Source organism: Campylobacter lari subsp. concheus (genome assembly GCF_008245025.1).
GTDB lineage: Bacteria > Campylobacterota > Campylobacteria > Campylobacterales > Campylobacteraceae > Campylobacter_D > Campylobacter_D concheus.
The window spans coordinates 1,439,113-1,458,234 of sequence record NZ_CP043426.1 but is presented as its reverse complement, the minus strand read 5'-3'; the positions used below and the strand labels follow the sequence as shown (position 1 = coordinate 1,458,234).

Annotated in this window: 14 protein-coding genes; 8 read left to right on the top strand and 6 right to left on the bottom strand. The window is 29.3% G+C overall.

Annotation, left to right across the window (positions count from 1 at the left end):
* Positions 1–52: 52 nt before the first annotated feature.
* Positions 53–1,729, bottom strand: a complete 1,677-nt coding sequence (gene ilvD, locus CLCT_RS07495; RefSeq protein WP_149062749.1) for a dihydroxy-acid dehydratase — start codon at positions 1,727–1,729, stop codon at positions 53–55.
* A gap of 134 nt (positions 1,730–1,863) precedes the next feature.
* On the opposite strand from ilvD, the gene CLCT_RS07490 reads away from it, so the two are divergent.
* Entirely contained in the window at positions 1,864–3,216 is a 1,353-nt protein-coding gene (locus tag CLCT_RS07490) for a Na+/H+ antiporter family protein (RefSeq protein ID WP_039668966.1), read from the top strand.
* Between the two features lie 176 nt (positions 3,217–3,392).
* Here CLCT_RS07490 and CLCT_RS07485 read toward each other — a convergent pair whose 3' ends face one another.
* Positions 3,393–4,367, bottom strand: coding sequence for a phospholipase A (locus CLCT_RS07485; protein WP_149062748.1), 975 nt, complete (start codon positions 4,365–4,367; stop codon positions 3,393–3,395).
* Positions 4,330–4,929 (bottom strand): molybdenum cofactor guanylyltransferase, encoded by a 600-nt coding sequence (locus CLCT_RS07480; RefSeq protein ID WP_149062747.1) that lies wholly within the window; start codon positions 4,927–4,929, stop codon positions 4,330–4,332. The genes CLCT_RS07485 and CLCT_RS07480 overlap by 38 nt, the downstream gene beginning before the upstream one ends.
* Positions 4,930–4,970: 41 nt before the next feature.
* Between CLCT_RS07480 and CLCT_RS07475 the strand changes: the two genes are divergently transcribed.
* The 7 genes from CLCT_RS07475 to CLCT_RS07445 are packed head-to-tail and all read left to right on the top strand — an operon-like array spanning position 4,971 to position 11,372.
* A complete protein-coding gene (locus tag CLCT_RS07475) occupies positions 4,971–6,275 on the top strand; it encodes an NFACT RNA binding domain-containing protein (RefSeq protein WP_149062746.1) in 1,305 nt (434 codons plus the stop codon).
* Between the two features lie 2 nt (positions 6,276–6,277).
* Positions 6,278–6,598: a hypothetical protein gene (locus tag CLCT_RS07470; protein WP_039668962.1), complete on the top strand. Its 321-nt coding sequence runs from the start codon at positions 6,278–6,280 to the stop codon at positions 6,596–6,598.
* Positions 6,599–6,609: 11 nt separating this feature from the next.
* Complete coding sequence (locus CLCT_RS07465; RefSeq protein WP_039668961.1) at positions 6,610–7,338, top strand: phosphatidate cytidylyltransferase; 729 nt, start codon at positions 6,610–6,612, stop codon at positions 7,336–7,338.
* Complete coding sequence (gene dxr / locus CLCT_RS07460) at positions 7,335–8,414, top strand: 1-deoxy-D-xylulose-5-phosphate reductoisomerase (protein ID WP_149062745.1); 1,080 nt, start codon at positions 7,335–7,337, stop codon at positions 8,412–8,414. The genes CLCT_RS07465 and dxr overlap by 4 nt, the downstream gene beginning before the upstream one ends.
* Entirely contained in the window at positions 8,411–9,799 is a 1,389-nt protein-coding gene (gene pgp1 / locus CLCT_RS07455) for a peptidoglycan D,L-carboxypeptidase Pgp1 (protein WP_039668959.1), read from the top strand. Before dxr ends, pgp1 begins: the two co-directional genes overlap by 4 nt.
* Entirely contained in the window at positions 9,796–10,803 is a 1,008-nt protein-coding gene (gene tsaD / locus CLCT_RS07450) for a tRNA (adenosine(37)-N6)-threonylcarbamoyltransferase complex transferase subunit TsaD (protein WP_149062744.1), read from the top strand. Before pgp1 ends, tsaD begins: the two co-directional genes overlap by 4 nt.
* A complete protein-coding gene (locus tag CLCT_RS07445; protein WP_149062743.1) occupies positions 10,800–11,372 on the top strand; it encodes a type II secretion system protein in 573 nt (190 codons plus the stop codon). Before tsaD ends, CLCT_RS07445 begins: the two co-directional genes overlap by 4 nt.
* Here CLCT_RS07445 and CLCT_RS07440 read toward each other — a convergent pair.
* The 3 genes from CLCT_RS07440 to CLCT_RS07430 form a co-directional block, all read right to left on the bottom strand.
* Complete coding sequence (locus tag CLCT_RS07440) at positions 11,369–13,168, bottom strand: ShlB/FhaC/HecB family hemolysin secretion/activation protein (protein ID WP_149062526.1); 1,800 nt, start codon at positions 13,166–13,168, stop codon at positions 11,369–11,371. The two genes, CLCT_RS07445 and CLCT_RS07440, sit on opposite strands and share 4 nt — an antisense overlap.
* A gap of 120 nt (positions 13,169–13,288) precedes the next feature.
* A complete protein-coding gene (locus tag CLCT_RS07435; RefSeq protein WP_149062742.1) occupies positions 13,289–16,243 on the bottom strand; it encodes a two-partner secretion domain-containing protein in 2,955 nt (984 codons plus the stop codon).
* 11 nt (positions 16,244–16,254) lie between these two features.
* Positions 16,255–18,864: a hypothetical protein gene (locus tag CLCT_RS07430; RefSeq protein ID WP_149062741.1), complete on the bottom strand. Its 2,610-nt coding sequence runs from the start codon at positions 18,862–18,864 to the stop codon at positions 16,255–16,257.
* Between the last annotated feature and the right edge of the window lie 258 nt (positions 18,865–19,122).

Genomic DNA, 19,122 nt, shown 5'->3' with positions numbered 1-19,122 from the left:
TGTTTTCATATTTAAAAAGATATTTCTTAATTTCTTAAAGAAATTAAGAAGATTATTCTATATCTAAAACCCCGCCTTTACTAGCATTGCTTACAAGTTTTTGATACATTTTAAGCCATCTTGAATTTACTTGTTTATCTGGTATTTTAAATTTTGCTTTGCGTTTGGTGATTTCATCTTGAGTTAAATTTGCATTAATACTATAAGCATCTACATCAATTTCTATCTCATCTCCATCTTCTAAAAGCGCTATAAGTCCACATTCTGCAGCTTCTGGGGAGATGTGTCCTATACTAAGTCCTCTTGTAGCTCCGCTAAAGCGTCCATCTGTTATAAGTGCTACTTTAGCGCCAAGTCCCATACCTGTAAGTAATGAGGTTGGACTGAGCATCTCTTGCATACCAGGACCACCTTTTGGTCCTTCATAGCGTATTACGCATACATCACCTTCTTTGACCTTGCCTTTTATAATACCTTTAATGGCTTCTTCTTGAGAATTAAAACAAACAGCTTTTCCTTTAAATTTGCGTTCACCTATAATACCCGCAGTTTTTATTACGCAACCTTGTTCTGCTAAATTTCCGAAAAGTATAGCAAGTCCACCTACATCTGAGTATGCATTGTCTATTTTTCTTATAATACTTTCATCCTTAATATCAGCATTTTTAATGCGTTCTTTTAAAGTTTTTCCATTGATATCCAGAGCGTCAAGTTTTAAAATATGATCTGGTTTTTTAGCTATTTCTGCCATTACTGCACTAACTCCACCTGCTTTATGTATATCTTCCATATATACCGTATTTAGAGAAGGTGCTATTTTAGCTATATGGGCTACATTGGCACTGATGTGATTGAGTTCTTTTGTATCCAAATTTACACCCGCTTCATAAGCAATAGCAAGCATATGTAAGATGGTATTTGAGCTTCCACCCATAGCCATATCAACAACTAAGGCATTATTTATGGACTTTTTAGTAATAATATTGCGAATTTTAAAATGATCATCTAGTGCAATTTCGCAAATTCTACGCGCAGCTTTTCTTAAAAGTTCTTCTCTTTCTTTGCTAAGTGCTAAAATAGTTCCATTTCCTTCAAGTGCTATACCCATAGCTTCGCATAAGGTATTCATGGAATTTGCGGTAAACATACCTGAGCATGATCCTCCGCTAGGACAAGCTTTACATTCTATATCTTTTAAATCCTCTTCATTGATTTTTTTAGCCTCATAGGCTCCCACCGCTTCAAAAACAGAACTTAGGCTGATTTTTTCTCCATGTTTATTTACTCCTGCTCGCATAGGTCCACCGCTCACAAAAATAGTCGGTACATTAACTCTTAAAGCCCCCATGAGCATACCTGGAGTTATTTTGTCGCAATTTGGGATACAAATTAGCGCATCAAGTTGGTGCGCATTCATCACTGTTTCAATAGAGTTTGCAATGATTTCACGACTTGGTAAAGAATAAAGCATACCATCATGCCCCATAGCTATACCATCATCCACACCTATAGTGTTAAATTCAAAAGGAATGCAACCATTTTTACGGATTTCATCTTTAATGATTCTTGCATATTCATTTAAGAAAAAATGTCCTGGGATGATATCTATATAACTATTTGCTACACCTATGAAAGGTTTATTAAAATCCTCATCACTTAAACCACAAGCTCTAAGTAAAGAGCGATTTGGTGCTTTTAGGTGTCCTTTTTTGATCGTATCACTTCTCATTTGTATCCTTTTTTAAAGTAAAAACTGTCATTTTATGCTTTTATTTTGCAATTTTTGCTTAAATTTTTTAAACTTAAATGGTATTTTAAAGAAAATTATTTAAAATGTACAATTATTTTGATTTAAGGAATGTAATGCTTTTAACTAATCCGGTATTTATAGGCGTTGTATTAATGACGCTTTTGTGTTTTTTTAGGTTTAATGTTTTGCTTAGTGTTTTGCTTTCTGGGCTTTTTGTGGGCGTTTGGTCTAAATTTATGAATGTAGAGCATTTAACTTTGATGGAGTTTTTTACTCAACTTCCACAAGCTATGATGGATTCTATGAAAGTTTTAATTGATGGTATGCAAGGAAATTTACAAACAGCACTAAGTTATATTTTACTTGGAGCAGTAGCTGCTGCTATATCAAAAACTAACTTAACAGCATATTTGATTAAAATAGTTTCGCATTATATTTCACATAAAAAATACTTACTTATACTTTCTTTGGCATTTATTGCTTGTTTTTCACAAAATTTAATCCCTATCCACGTGGCCTTTGTGCCTTTATTGATCCCACCTTTGTTAAAACTTTTTAATAAGTTAAAAATAGATCGTAGAGCCATAGCTTGTGCGCTAACTTTTGGACTTACAACTCCTTATATGGTAGTGCCTTTGGGATTTGGGCTGATTTTTCAAACTTTGCTTGTGGATAATTTAAATTCAAATGGAGTGCAAATTAGCCTAGGAGAAGTTTCTCAAACTATGGCTTTTGCGGCTATTTGTATGCTAGTTGGTTTATTTTTGGCTGTGTTTATATTTTATGCTAAGCCAAGAGAATATCAAGAAGAACAAATTAGCAAAATGGACTTTGAAAATCTAAAAATGAGTAAAAAAGAATGGGGTGTTTTAGCTGGTCTTGGGCTGACTTTGATTTTGCAAATTTTAACGCACAATTTACCTTTATCAGGGCTTTTGGGCTTTGTATTAATGGTGATTTTGGGTGGAGTAGAGTATAACAAAGTTAATTTAGTTTTTGATGATGGGCTTAAAATCATGGGTTATATAGCCTTTGTAATGCTTGTTGCTTCAGGGTATGGAGAGGTTTTAAAGCAAAGTGGGGGTATAGCCGAGCTTGTAAAAACAAGTGTGCCTTTTATGGAGCAAAGTCACTTTTTGGCTATTTTTATCATGTTGGCTATAGGTCTTTTAATCACCATAGGTATAGGTAGTTCTTTTGGTACTATTCCTATCATCGCTGCTTTGTTTTGTCCTATATGTATAGAGCTTGGTTTTTCACCTGCTGCGATTATTTTTATCATCGGTGTTGCTGGAGCTTTAGGCGATGCAGGATCGCCTGCTAGTGAAACGACTTTGGGAGTGAGTGTAGGGCTTAATGCAGATAAGCAAGGTGATCACATCAAAGATACTTGTATACCAACCTTTTTATGCTTTAATGGCTCTTTACTTATCTTAGGTAGTGTTATAGCATTTTTCTTAATTTAAAATATTAAAAGTCTAAAAAGGCTTTTAATATTCAAATTCTTCCATATAACCACAATCAATTATAAGAATTTTCATTTTGAATGATTTATAAACTCAATTATAGGTTCAACTCGCATAATATTTTAAAAGACTTTTTGTTATTAATGATAAATTTAATAAAACAAAATTTTTCCATTTTAATACATTAACAAAATTCCGCTTGAGAGTCTGCTTGAAGATTTATTATACTCAATAAGACTTTCACCATATCCGTTAAAATATTGAGTGTAAATATACAAACCATTGTTGGAAATTTTATAAGCTCCGCTTATTTCCACTGCACCGCGGTTATTAGCAAAATTTAAATTATTGCGCCATAGGATATTGATAAAATAATCATCTTGGGTATAAGCAAGATTGATATCAAAATTACCTAAATATTTTTCTATATCAGGATTATCATCTTCTGAGCTTTTTTCAGGAATTCTTAGCCAAACCCTAGGTATGAACACAAAGTCCCCAAAAAACCATGCATTGCTTAGATAAATTCTATTCCAAGATCTTGATTTTGGATCATCTTGCCCGTTTGATTCGTGTAATAAACCAACGCGTACATTTTTTAAATTTTCAAAAGCTCCATGCCCGCTTATAGGAAAATTGATAAAAAATTCAGGCAAATAATTAGTCTCCCTAAAAGGTGATGAATGCTCATAAAGTTGCCACCAAGAAATTTGTGTATAAGCTATGTTATAGCTTTCATTTAAACCTAAAAGATTTTCAAAAAGAGTTTTTTTAAGACTTACTTGAAATTTAGTTTCAGTACTTTTATAATCTCTTTTGCTAAAACTATAAGAAACAGGCATAAAATAACTAAGATTATGCGTGCTAATACCAAAAGGATTATATGATTTTTCTGTGCCAAGGTAATTTGCTAAAGCTTCACTTCTTGGGTTAAAATCATCTATTTTATGTTCTTTTGTTGCATTTTGCTCATTGTTAAGAGAAAGTTCTAATTTTTTTGTTTTTGCTGTATCTTTTAAAACTAAGCTTTTATAAATTTGCATAGCCTTTTTATACTCGCCTTGTCTTTCATATTCTAAGGCTTGATTAATTAAATTCTCATTTGCTAAAGCGCTAAAAGCACATAATATGGGCAGAATTATCCTTTTCATGAAGCCACTTTTTGTATTCGTTAAAATAATTTAAATTTATAAACTCATTTTCATTTTTAAATTCTATAAATTCTGCTTTCATTGTATCACAAAAAAGAGCTAGTTTGTGGTTATTTTCTTGTAAAAATTGCAAAATTTTTTCAAAATTTCTACTATGATAAAATCCACATAGATAATGTTTGTGTTTTTTTGTGCTTGCTAAGAGTATGTTTTGTGATTTTAAATGATGAAAAAGCTTATAAATACTTTCTTTGTTTATGTTTGGGGTATCCACGCTAAGGATAAATACATAGGTGTTTTGAAAATGTTTAAGTATGGAATTTAAGGCAATGAGTGGAGAGTGGTTGTTTAAATCCTCATCTAAAATAAATGCTAAGTTTTTTTGATGAAATTTATCTTTTTTAGTACTAATAAAAACTTGATTAAAAATTCTTGACATTTTTTCATACTGATAAAGAGTTAAGTTTTTATCATCTACTTGTAATAAGCTTTTATCTTCTCCCATACGTGAAGACTTTCCACCACATAAAATCACACAAGGATAGGGAATTTTTTCATTCATAAAAACCTCATAAATTCATCAAAATATTTTATAATACATTTATGAAATATACAGATTTAATACAAATAAAAGATTATTTTAAACAATTTCAAAGACTAAATTATCTTAAACGTCTTGATGATAATATCTTAGAGTTTAGCTTAGATCATCAAGCTTTTATACTAGATTTAACACGCGGAAGAAGTGGAATTTACCAAGATAAGCTCCAAGCAAAAGTCTATAATGCACCTTTTGATTTTATGTTAAAAAAATACTTTTCTAATGCAAAGATTTTAAATTTAGAAGTATTAGAAAATAATAGAATTTTATATTTTGAAGTTTTATCGGAAAAATCCTACAAAGCTTATGGAGCTAAGATTTATTTTGAATTTACAGGAAAAAACACCAATGTAATCATCACAGATACTAATGATATTATCATAGAAGCTTTGCGTCATATAGATAAAAGCTACCGTATTGTAAAAATAGGCGAAAAACTTCAAGCTTTAAAAGCTTATGAGATTAAAGAAGAATTTGTAAAGATTGATGATTTTAATGTGTATTTTAAAGAAAGCGCTAAAAAGTTACAGCAAGAGCGCTTAAAAGATATTAAAGAAAATAAACTTTTAAATGTAGATAAAAAAATTTTTACCCTTAAAGAGAATATAGAACATTTAGAGCAAGAAAGTAATTTATTAAAAAAAGCTCAAGAGTTAAGCCAAAAAGCAGATGTTTTATTTGCTAATTTAAATTCTTTAAAAGATCATCAAAGAGAATTTATTTTACAAGATTTTAATGCAAATGAACTTGCCTTTAAACTCGAAGATACACCTAAAAACAGTGCGAATGAATTTTACAAAATGGCGAAAAAGCTAAAACAAAAGGCTAAAAATATTAATATAGAAAGAGAAATTTTAAATGAAAAACTTGATTTTTTAATCAATTTAAAAGATTTGATCATTAAAAGCATTTCCTTACGAGAATTAGAAATTTTAATGCCTAAAAAAAGTAAAAAAACTAAAAAAGAAGAGTTAAATGCAGGAGTTAGTAGCTTTTATTTTGATGAGTTTAAAATCAGCGTAGGACGCAATGAAAAAGCTAATGAGTATTTATTAAAAATAGCTAAAAAAGATGATATTTGGTTGCATGTGAAAGATTATCCTAGTGCACATGTAATCATTACTTCAAATAAATTAAAAATAAGTCAATTAGTGCTAGAATTTGCCGCAAAACTTTGTGTGGAATTTTCCAAGCTAAGTTCTGGAACTTATTTGGTCGATTATACGAGTAAGAATTTTGTTAAAGTTAGAGAAAAGGCTTTTGTAAATTATACAAATTATAAGACTATAAGCATTTTAAAGGAGTGAATATGCCTATAAGTCCCATAGGTGGTGTTAATTATGCTAACCAAAATGCACCAGTACATTCAGCACAAGTGAGCAATGAACTAGCAAAAGACTCTTTTGCGACTTTGGTAAATATGAGTGAGTTTCAAGCAAAAGAAAAGGCAGTTGAAAAACTTGAAAAAGTTAATCAAACTCATGAAGTAAGTGATGAGGTAAAAGAAAGACAAGAGGAAGAAAAGAAGCATTCTAAACATCATCAAGAACAAGAAGAAAAAGATGTGCAAGAAGATGAAGAGCAAGAAGTGGTTAAAAAAAGCTCTCATTTACTTGATTTAAGCATATAGAAAGGATAAAAATGTTTTCAAAGACAAGAATTCTTAGTGCTATTGTGATGATAGCTATGGTAGCTATTGTTGCTTTAGTGGATAATTTTTTGATTAATTTTGCTATTTTTGGTGTTTTATTGTTTTTGGCATTTAATGAAGCAAAAGTTATTTTTAAAAGTAAACATGCAAGTGTTTTTGTGTCTTTGTGTATTTTTGCAATAGGAGCATTTTTAGATAAACCTTTCTTTATAGGTCTTATGGCTTTGATTTTGATTTTAGGATATTTAGTTTATAAAAAAAGTGAAAATTTAAATGAGCTTATGCCTTATATATATCCTACTTTGCCTATTTTAATGCTTTATCAGGTATTAAGCTATGAGGGTATGTTTGTACTATTTTGGCTTATAATGATTGTCGTTGCTTGTGATAGCGGGGCGTATTTTATAGGAAAACTCATTGGTGAGAGAGCTTTTTCTCCAACAAGCCCAAATAAAACTTTAGAAGGGGTTGTGGGTGGCATAGTTTGTGCAGGGATTTTAGGAACTATCATAGGTTCTTTTGAATTTAGCTTAGTAAAAAGTATTTATATATCTTTAATAGTAGCTATTTTTGCTGTGATAGGGGATTTGCTTGAGAGCTATTTTAAAAGACAAGCAGGTATTAAAGATAGCGGTAATTTAATCCCGGGGCATGGTGGAATTTTAGATAGAATTGATGCTGTTATCATTGCGGCATTTGCAATGGCAACTTTAGTATGATCGTACTTGGAAGCACAGGAAGTATAGGGGTTAACACTCTTTTTATTGCTAAAGAAAAAAACATAAGTATAGAAGCCTTATCTTGTGGTAAAAATATCAAGCTTTTAAATGAGCAAATAGCTCTTTTTAAGCCTAAATTTGTATGTATACAAGATGAAGAAGATAAAATCTTGGTTGATCATGATAAGATTTTTTGTGGCCAAGAAGGCTTAAAAGCGATGATAGCTGAGTGTGAAAGCTCTTTGGTGGTAAATGCTATAGTAGGTTTTGCAGGGTTAAACTCAAGTCTTATGGTGCAAAAGCTTGGTAAAACTTTAGCTTTAGCAAATAAAGAAAGCCTAGTAGTAGCAGGGAAATTTTTTGACACTTCTAAGATTAAAGCTATAGATAGCGAACACGCAGCACTAAAGTGCTTGATAGATAAAAGAAAAAGCATTAAAAAGCTTTTTATCACAGCAAGTGGCGGAGCTTTTTATAATTATAAAATCAAAGATTTAAAAAATGTCAGCGTAAAAGAAGCTCTTAAGCATCCTAACTGGAGCATGGGGGCTAAGATCACTATAGATAGTGCTAGTATGTGTAATAAGCTTTTTGAAATCATCGAAGCTTATCATCTTTATGGCATTAAGCAAATAGATGCTTTGATAGAGAGAAGATCTTTAGTGCATGCTTTGTGTGAGTTTAAAGATGGTGGTATGAGTGCATATTTTTCTCATGCAAATATGCGTTTATCTATAGCTCAAGCGATTTTAGATGAGCATGATCAAAGCTTCATAGAAAATTTAGATTTATTAGCTATGCCAAGTTTAAAATTTGAAAAAATTAGTTTAAAAAAATATCCTATATTTTCACTCAAAGATGAACTTTTGAAAGAGCCTGACTTGGGTGTGATTATAAATAGTGCAAATGAGTGTATGGTGTATCAATTCTTAGCCCAAAAAGCGCAGTTTTTAGATATCGCTAAAGGAATTTTCAAAGCATTAGAACATTTTGGTGTGCCAAAGATTAACCAAATTGAAGATGTTTTTGAGTATGATAAACAAGTAAGGCTTTATTTAGATAAGGAAATGAAGTGAGATATTTTTTAAGTATTTTGATTTTTATAAATGCGGTTTTTGCTTTAGAATTTAGTGTAAAAGAAAATGGAAAAAGCTTAGATGATAATAACACGGTTTTAATCCTTGGAGGTATACAAGGAGATGAGCCAGGCGGGTTTCATGCTGCTAGTTTGCTTTTGAGTGATTATAATATCACTAAAGGTAAAATCATCGTTGCGCCAAATTTGGCTTTTGAAAGTATTATTGCCAGAAATAGGGGAAATTTTGGAGATTTAAATAGAAAATTTGCCCATATAGATGAAAGCGATCCTGATTTTCACACCATAGAGCGTATAAAAAAGCTTATTTTAGATCCTGAAGTTAATATGGTTATAAATTTGCACGATGGAAGTGGTTTTTATAGACCACAATATGAAAGCAAAGATAAAAATCCAAACCGCTGGGGCAATACTAGCATTATTGATCAAAGCGAGGTAAATTCTACTAAATATGCAGACTTAGAAAACATAGCTAAAGAAGCAGTAGAAAATATCAATAAAGCCTTGGTAAAAGAAGAACATCAATATCATTTAAAAAACACCAAAACCCAAGAAAGCAATGATAAAGATATGCTAAAGGCTTTAACTTATTTTGTAGTGTCAAATCATAAAGCAGCCTTTGCTAATGAAGCGAGCAAAAATTTACCAACACATTTAAGAGTATATTATCATCTTTTGGCGGTGGAGTATTATCTAAAAAAGGCAAATATAGAATTTCAAAGAACTTTTGATTTAACTCCAAATGGGGTTTATAGAGCTATTGAAAAGCCTTTAGAGATAAGACTTTTTAATGATAAAATTTTACTTTATCTTGACAAACCTACTAATGCTATAAATTTCTTGCCTTTCCCTGTTAATCAGGCTTTAAATTATGAAGCAAGTAATGAGATTACAGCAGTGATTTCAAATGCCAATTCATACTCAGTCAATTACGGAAATCGCTTGCAAACTAGACTATACCCTGAATACTTTGAGTTTTCAAACGCCTTAGATAGTGTTGAAATGATAGTAGATGAAAAAAATATACAAACTAACTTTGCTCAAAAAATCATGGTAAAAAATAGCTTTAAAATTCCTTCTATTGTAGGTGTAAGGGTTAATGTCATAGGTTTTGATAGAGGCAATGATGAAAGCGGTATAGAAATTAGCAAAAATCAAATGCAAAGTCGTTATTCTTTAGATAAAAAAAGAAAGATTTATAGAGTGGAATTTTATGAGTTAAAAAATGCAAATTTAGCAGATCAAGCCTTAGAAAAAAAGACAAATTTTAAAGAAATCAAAAAAGCAAACATACCTGCAAAAGCCATAGAAAAAGCAGAACAAAAGGACAAATTTATCGGTATGATTTTAGTGGAATTTCAATGAAAAGTTTAATTCTTGCTATAGAAAGCTCATGTGATGATAGTTCTATTGCTATCATAGATAAAAATAGCTTTGAATGCATTTTTCATACAAAGATTTCTCAAGAAAATGCTCATAGTGTCTATGGAGGGGTGGTGCCTGAGCTTGCAGCAAGATTGCACAGTGAAGCTTTACCTAAAATCTTAGAAAAATGCCAAAAATACTTTGATAAACTTTGTGTCATAGCAGTTACAAATGAACCTGGTCTTAGTGTGAGTTTGATAGGTGGGGTTGCTATGGCTAAAATGCTTGCTATTAGTTTAAATTTACCACTTATAGCAATTAATCATCTAAAAGGACATATCTACTCTATGTTTTTAGATAAAAAAGCTAGTTTTGATATGGGGGTGTTACTTGTAAGTGGTGGGCATACTATGGTGCTTTTTATCGATGAGCAAGGTAAAATCACAGAACTAGCAAGAACAAATGATGATAGCTTTGGAGAAAGTTTTGATAAAGTAGCTAAGATGATGGGACTTGGTTATCCTGGTGGGGCTATCATAGAAAATTTAGCTAAAAATATAAAAGAAAGTGATTTGGAATTTAGCATACCTTTGCTTTATTCTAAAGACTTAGCTTATAGTTTTTCAGGACTTAAAAACCAAGTACGTTTGGAAATTTTAAAAGAAGAGCTAAGCTTAGAGCGTAAAAGCAAAATAGCCTTTGCATTTCAAAAAGCAGCTATAGCTCATATTTTAAACAAATTAGAAAAAATTTTTAAAGAGTATAAATTTAAGCGTTTTGGCATAGTAGGTGGAGCTAGTGCAAATTTAAGTTTAAGAAATCAAATAGAGCATTTGTGCCAAAGCTATCAATGTGAGCTTTTACTAGCTCCACTTGAGTATTGCTCAGATAATGCTTTGATGATAGCAAGGGCAGCTTGTGAAGCTTATGAGCGTAAAGATTTTGTAAGCGTTGAAGATGATCTTATAAGTCCTAAAGTGAAAAATTTACAAGGTGTATTATGAAAAAGGCTTTTACTATTATAGAACTTGTGTTTGTGGTGATTATACTTGGAGTTTTAGCAGCAGTTGCTTTGCCAAAATTTAGCGCAAGTAAAGATGAAGCAAGCACAACTCAAGCTTTGGGAAATTTAAAAACTTTTATCAATGATATAAGTTCTTATGTGTTAAAAAATGAAAGTCTTTCGAGTATAGCTTTGATGAGTAATGTAGCAAATATAAAAAATGAAGATTTATCAAACTTGCAAAATTCTACCAAAGAGCTTGATTTTAGTGTGGGAAATGATGAGCAGTGTTTTAAAGTGCTTTTTGTAGATAAAGAAAGCGTTTTGCTTTTAGCACTTATGGTAGATAGTGCCCAAAAAAGCAAAGTTCAAAATATAGCAGATTTGAAAAATCAAGCTTTGAAAGATCCTAAAAATCAAAGTATAAAAACTCAACTAAATGAGGCTTTAAATGCTTTTAGTCAAAATGAATTTATAAGTACTTCAAAGTCTAAGGCCTGCCAAAGCCTAATTCACTCCAAAGCTTTTAAAGACTTAGCTACTAGGGTGTATTTTTTAAGTGGTAACTAAAAATACACCCCACCACTTAAATACAATTTCATTCTATAATCATCATCATATTTATATTGATGTAACGCTCTTGCCCCATCAAGCTTTATGTAATATTCATTAGTTTTATTATAAAGTATTTGTAAACCCACTGCATCTAAAAAATGTTCATCTGCTAATCTATCCCCTGAGTCTTTTTCATACCAAGCATACCCTATATCATAAAAAGGTGTAAAATAAAAATTAGTATTTGGTATATTTATTCTTATACCAAAGTTGGCCACTATGGTATTATCTCCATCACCCTCACCATTATCATAAGCTCTTACTCCATAAGCACCACCTAAAGATGAACTCTCAGAAGAATCTAATTCAAAATTTCCTAATACCTTTTGATAGTTTATATTTAAAGTATGAGTAATATACTCATTAATACTATAATAATTATTCACACTAGCATTGAGTTTTCTAAACCAGCCAAAGCCTTTACTATTTGTATCAAGAATTAAACCACCTATTTTAGTGCCATCATCGCTTACCTTACCTATACTAACCTTAACACTATAACTTAAGGTATTATTTTCAAATCCTCTAAATAAACCTTCTAAACCCATACTTCCAACATTAGAACTTTTATCAAATGTTAAAAAACCTCCACTTGTATCACTAAGTTCTTTATGATATATACTAGAAGTAAAGTATAAAGATGAATAAGTATTAATCCATACAGGATAAGAAAAATCTATACCGAAATTTTTAGAAGTACCATAAAACCCAGCATCCTTATATTTATCACCTAAAGAATAAGATCCTTGAGATATACTTGGAGTAACTTTTAAATTACCTAAAAAGAAAGTATAATTAGCTCCATAGTTAACTTGTTTTTCATTACTTGATTGTAGGTAAAAATTATAATAATCACCCATATTAAATATAGAATTAAATCCCATACTAATACCAGCTCTTATATTACCCGCACTTTCAATGCCATAATTATCAGCATATAATAATACATTAGCTTTAGTATCAGGTTCTACTTCTATTACTACATCAGTTTCTCCCACATTCTCTCCTGCTTGTAAACCTGCTAGGGTTTGTACTCCATACATTTCATTGACTTTATATACACTATCTTCTATTAATTTAGTAGAGATAATCTTACCTTTAATTCTTTCATTAAGTTTACTTTCTATAAAATGATCTTTTATAGTAGTTTTATTTTTTATTATATACTTACCTAATGTTCCTAAGGCTATATTTATTTGCACACTATCTTCAAATTCTTGTTGTGGCACATAAGCTGTTGCAGCAGGATAGCCATTAACTTGGAAATAATATGCAATAATATTGGATATATCTTGTAAATCTTGTAAGCTAAATTTTCTAGCACTAAAATCACTAACTAGGTTTTGTAAATCTTGCTCATTAATACCTAGTTTTCCAAAGCTAGTATCTTTATTAACAATAACAAATTTATACTTAGTTATAATCTTTTTAGTATCATTTGTGTTGATATTGGTTTGATTGTTTGAGTTGGTAAGATTATTGCTAGTTGCATTAGAGTTGGCTTTATCTTCTTGTTTGAATTTTTCTTTTAGAGCTTTCTTTTTTTCTTCAAAGTCTTTTTTAGCTTCCTTTGTTTTTTCATAATCTTGTTTAGTTTTTAGATTTTCTTTAATGGCTTTGTTTTGTGGAATATTTCTATCAGGAGATAATTCTATAATCTTTTCCATATCATTTTTAGTTATAGTAATACTTCCTTCATTAGCATAGATTAAAGAACTAATTGCTATGGTACTAAGTAAGAATTTTTTCATGATGATTAATCCTTTTTGTATTTATAGTTTTTATTAATTTGTTTTGTTATTAAATGATGAAATATTGTTTGATATAAACTTTTTTATTTTGCTAGGATATAGCTATCCTAGCAAAGTATTTTATAATCCTCCAACAGCACAAGGATTCATAGTTTTAAAATTATCACTTACTATACAAGTTCTATTTTTTTGCATCATTGCTGTTTCTTCTACTTCTTTTTCTTCTTTTTCTTCTTCTACAGTTTCATCACCTATTAAGTTGAAAGAAGCAGTTTGCTCAAATTCTAAATCATTATCAGGAAGTTCTGGTTTATTTGGATCTTCTCCGCCCCCACCTTCTTCTGTGATTTGATCTAGTTTTGGGTTAGTGTTTAAAATAACATTTGCAAAAGCACCAATAATTTTAAAGTGACCATTAGAATCTTTACTAGCTTTATCTTGCCATAATTTTAAAGTGTTTTGATTTAATCCTATTTCACTAGCTAATACATCACTTTCACTCATTAAAGTATTGATTTGATTTTTTAGTGTAATAAATTCTGGATCGCTTTCATTTGCCAATCCCTTATTAATCAATGCTACATAGTTATTGTAAGCTTTAATAATTTCATTAAGCTTGTTTTGTTTAACAATGAGATCTTTGAGGTATTTATCCGAGCTAATTACTAGTGATTTTAATTCATTATCTAGCTGATTGATCTTATCATTGATATTTTTAGCTGTATTACTTGTTTGTTTTAGTATTTCTTCTTTTGCAATAAAACCATTTCCTTTAAATTTATCTTTTGAAGCAGTACTTAAACCATTATTTTCATAAGCTAAAATAAAATTTAAACTTTGAATCACTTCTAAAGCTTGAGTCTTATCACCACCTAAGAAATATTTAGCTATAAATTCAACCTTTTGATTTTCATTCATATTAAAGTAATTTAATCTATCTTCTAGCATTTTTAATAAATCACTTATATGTAATTCATATTTTCCATTGGTGATATCATTTATAATTTCTTTTTTAATCATTTCTTGAAGTAAATCATCTTCATCTAAAATGACATTAAAGTCTGGATTAGAAGGATCTGTTGGTTTTTCAGGTAATATGATACCTATATCTGGCTTTTCTGGCATAACATCTTCATAAAAATAAACTTGTATTTTATTTTTTTCTATTCCATTATAATCCAAAAATTGATCATCGCTAGGATTATCATTTTTAAATGAATTATGATAATATACTTGAACTTTTTCAATCAAAGGTTCTGTATCTTTGTTACCGAAAAACAATCCATTGTTCTTAAAATAAACAGTTTCTATTGAAGATTTTGGATTATAATATGTATAAATATTTTTAAAAGTATTTTGCCCCTCTAAAAAACCAGAAAAATAACCAAAATTTCCTTCAATAAAAGGATACTTATTTTCCACTTTTACTATTAAGCTATCAAGTATAATATTTTCATAATTGGAATATGATGACAAGCCATTAAATCCACCTACATCAAAATGCTGTATCACCCCACTAATAGCACTGCCGTTTTTTGACTCAATACTTATATCAGATAGTACAATATTATTATAAGTGTCCATTATTCCGCTTCCAGCAAATCCACCAATTGCCAACTTTTGAAAACTAACATTATTTTTAATCATTATATTACTTGCAAACAAGTTGCTAATAGTATTTTTATACGATGAACCAATAATACCACCTACTCTGGTTGCGTTAAAAGCTTTTATATTAATATTATCAAAATACAATTTATCAAATTTACTTGCATTCGCATATCCCACCAAAGCACCAACACCAGAGGCATAAGAATCAAAATAAAAATCATTAATATTTAAATTAGATATATAAGCAGACTTAGTACTTCCAAATATACTGGAGTATTGAAAATCTCTGATAAAGTCTGTGCCGAATTGCTGAATATTGGATATGTTAATATTCTTTAAAGTATATCCTTGACCATCGAAAGTTTTTGAAAAAGGATTGTTAAAAGTTCCCACTATCATACTAGTGCAATTATCAGTGGTTAAACAATAATTTGCATAATTTTGCCAGTCTTTACCCTCTACCCCTTGACCTTTGTCGCCATTAAAATCTATATCACTAGTTAATTTATAAGTGCCAAAGAAATCTCTCATGCCATTTTTATTTTCATTCCATCCCTTAGCAAAATAAAACCAGTCTATATCAGAACCTATAGTTGCATGTTTTTCAAATTTATCTTTAGTTACTAATTTTTTATTGCCTAAATTTGTCTTATCTATATTACTATAATCATCAGTCTCAAATTGAAGTTTTCCTATGTTATTGCCATAGTTATAATAAGATATAGTAGATTGCTGTAATGAACCTTTTACATAAGCACTAGCTATAATAGAATTTGATTTAATTCCATCTGCTAATATATTTACTTCATTCCCCACCAAATGAACTTTATCAGCTGCATTACCACTTGGATTTTTTAAAGTATCACCACTAACACCATCATTATGTTTACCATTGATATGACCACCTTGTATATCTACCTTATTTCCTATAAGCAACACATCATTTGTATTAATATTACCCATATTAACTACATTACCTGCTTTTTGTGTTTTAAACACAGGGGAAAAGCTTAAACCCTCATCAAAGCTTTTTAAGTTAGCAAATGCTTTCATATTATCATCACTCATAGAAGAAGTAGAAGCTACAAAGCGATTAGCGTTAATGGTTCCTGTTTTAGTAATGATTACTCCATTAGGATTAATTAAAAACACATTGTTACCACTTGCATTTAATATACCTTCTATAGTAGATTTACTAGTACCATGAGCAATATTTAAGTAGTTTTTATTTGAGCCATTGAAGTTTACTTGCTCATTCTTGCCTATATTAAATCCTCCACCCCATTGTATGACTGAGTTTGTTCCATTGCCCATAATATTCATATTATTACCACTAGTACTTATACTTCCACTAGTTCCATGAGTAAATTTACCTCCACTAGGTAAAGCCATTAGTGGAGAAAAAAGCATTGATACTGTTATACCTGAAAGTATTATATGATTTGAGAGTTTGTATGTTTTCATCATTAATCCTTTTAGTTTTTATTTAAATTTACTACTATACTTTTTGCATCATTACTTACACTTAGAGTGTATTTAGCTTTTTGTACTTTTGCTTTAATATTTTTGTGTAAGCTTTTATTGTTTTTTACTAAAACATTTAATAAGCTTTGTAAATCTTCTTGATTTAAATGCTTATTATTTTCATCTACAAAGCCTTTTTCACTTTGCATTAAGATAAAACTTTTGTTTTTTACATTATTATTAGTGTAGATATTAATAGAACTTTCTTTGCTTATATTTATTTCTTCTTTAGTACTTAGATAAGTTTTAACATTATCTTTTAAGATAAAACTATAATGATCAAAGTTATTTACCATATTAGCTTTTATGTTTGTATTTAATATTAAATGATTATTGGTGTTGTTTTTATGATCTAAAGCTTTATAGCTAAAAGAATTTTCATTTTTTAAAGATAAAATATTTCCTGCTAATACATCAATATTTGTATTTTTAAAGATATTAGTATCACCACTTAAATATAAGGTATTATTATAGCTTTTATCATTGATATTATAAGTAGCCGAAGGAGCTATAAATATAGCTTCTTGATTTTTATACTCATCTATATTTAAATTATTTATATGGATATAATTATCATGGGTGTTTTTAGAAATACCAGCAACAATAATTACATTACCTTCTCTTTTATCAGAAGCTGTTCCAAGTGTTACATTATCAAATATAAAATCATTATTAGAGCTTTCTTCTTCAGCTTTAATAATATAAACATTATCATGTGCTGCAGAAGAATAATCTTTGATATTTAAAATATTATCATTTGCGCTTTGATTAGCTCTTAGAATAATTTTAGAACCTTTATCAATATTAGAGGCATTTGATAAAGATTGCACCATGTTATATTTAATAGTATTTTTTTCTAAATTATCAGCTTCTATAATAGTGGTTAGATTTCTACCTGATTTTACATTATCTAAAACTATACTATTAGCATTGGCACTACTTGCATAATAATCTTTATTATCTAAAGTAGCTTTGCTTACTCCATATAAATATAAAGGCATAGCGATATTTGAGTTTTTAATAACAATGCTATTATTATTTGCTTTAGAGCTTAGAGTTTTTGCTGCTGTAATTTGAATTTTATCTTGATAGTTTTCAACAATAAGATCTTGAGTTAAATCACCTTTAATAATAATATTATTTCTATTAGCACCTTTTGTTGCTACTCCACCATAAAGATTAAATTCATTTTTACCAGTTGGATTAGAATTGATTTCAAATGGAGCCTGAAGGTTAATATTAATATTATTATCATTAGCTACACCATTACTAGTAGCTCCCCCATATAAATCCAATAAAGCTCTTACTTCAATATTAGCATTTAAGTTGAGCAAGGTTTGGAGATTTTTTATATCTATATTATTTTTATAAGCATTTCCTTGTATGATTTTAGCACCATAAATTTCTCCTTGTAAAATAGCATTATAAGCTAATGGGGTATTTTTAGTATCTACTCTTAAATCTAGTTTTAAATCATTAATCAATACACTATTATTACTTACTTCATAACTTTGATTGTTATTTACATCTACAAAAGTTCCAGCTAAGTGAGTAGCAGCTGAAGTAGAATAAGCTCCACTTGGACCATGTACTAATAAAGAAGCTCCATCAATGATCACTTTATTATTTTTAGCATTACCATTATATACCATAGCACCGACAATATGTGTCATTCTTTCATCAAATATATTAGCACCTAAAGAGCTTTGTTTATAAGGAGTAGTATGAAAATCTATTCTTACTCCCTTATTTAATATAACACTATTATTATTAGCATTAGCATCAATTCCAAAAGCACCTACAATATAAGGAGCACCATTTAAAGGCAAGGTATAAGTATTTTCAACACCCATATTTACATAGGCATCTTTTAAGAAATTTAATGTATTGTTATTTACTTCACCCTTTCTTGCTATAGCTGGAGTGATTAAAAAATTATATTTATTATCCAAACCACTAGCTTGAGGATTAGCTACTTCTTTATCCGTAGGTTTTAAATAATATACTGAAGATAATTCTCCTGCTTTTAATACCAAAGTATTATTATTAGCTTTAGCATTGAAAGTATAAGCAGAAACTAAAAAAGGTATATAACTTATTTGAGAGGCATTGATATTATTAGCTGCATAAGAATTATGATAACCATTAACTACAAAAATATCTTCTTTAATACTTGGTGTAAGTATGTCTTGTTTAAAATACATATCATTCATTTTAGAATGAGCTTTATCTTTAGGATTATCATAAATTAAAGTAATATTTGAAAGGTTTTTATTGCTAGCCATTTGGCCATAAAAATTTTTACCACTTAAGAGCTTGTAAGTATTAAGATTATAATCATATACATCATTATTACTAAATTTATGTTCTTTGATTATATAAGTATCAGAAGTTTTATCATAATCTGCTTCAGTAGCAGCTTCTAAAGAACTTAGTGAAAAAATAGCAAATAAGGAAAGTTTTAAAAGATTAGAGGATTTATAGTTTTTTAAAGAAGTTAAAAAACGAAAATTATCGTTCCCCCCCCCCGTGGAGTGTTTTTTATACATATTTTTATCCATTGAAACAAGTCCTTTCAAAAAAATATTTAATATGTTGATTGATTATTTATCTCATTAGAATTAGTAATAATAATTACTAACAAACTATTAATATATTAAGAATATTATTATTTTATTTATAAATTTAAGCTTAAGTATAATTTAAGAGAAAAAGTATCTTAAATTATTGAGTTTTTGCTTTAAGGTACTGAAATTATGTTTTATGCGTTGGAAAATAAATTTTTAAAAATTGTTATAATTTTATAATTATTAATATTA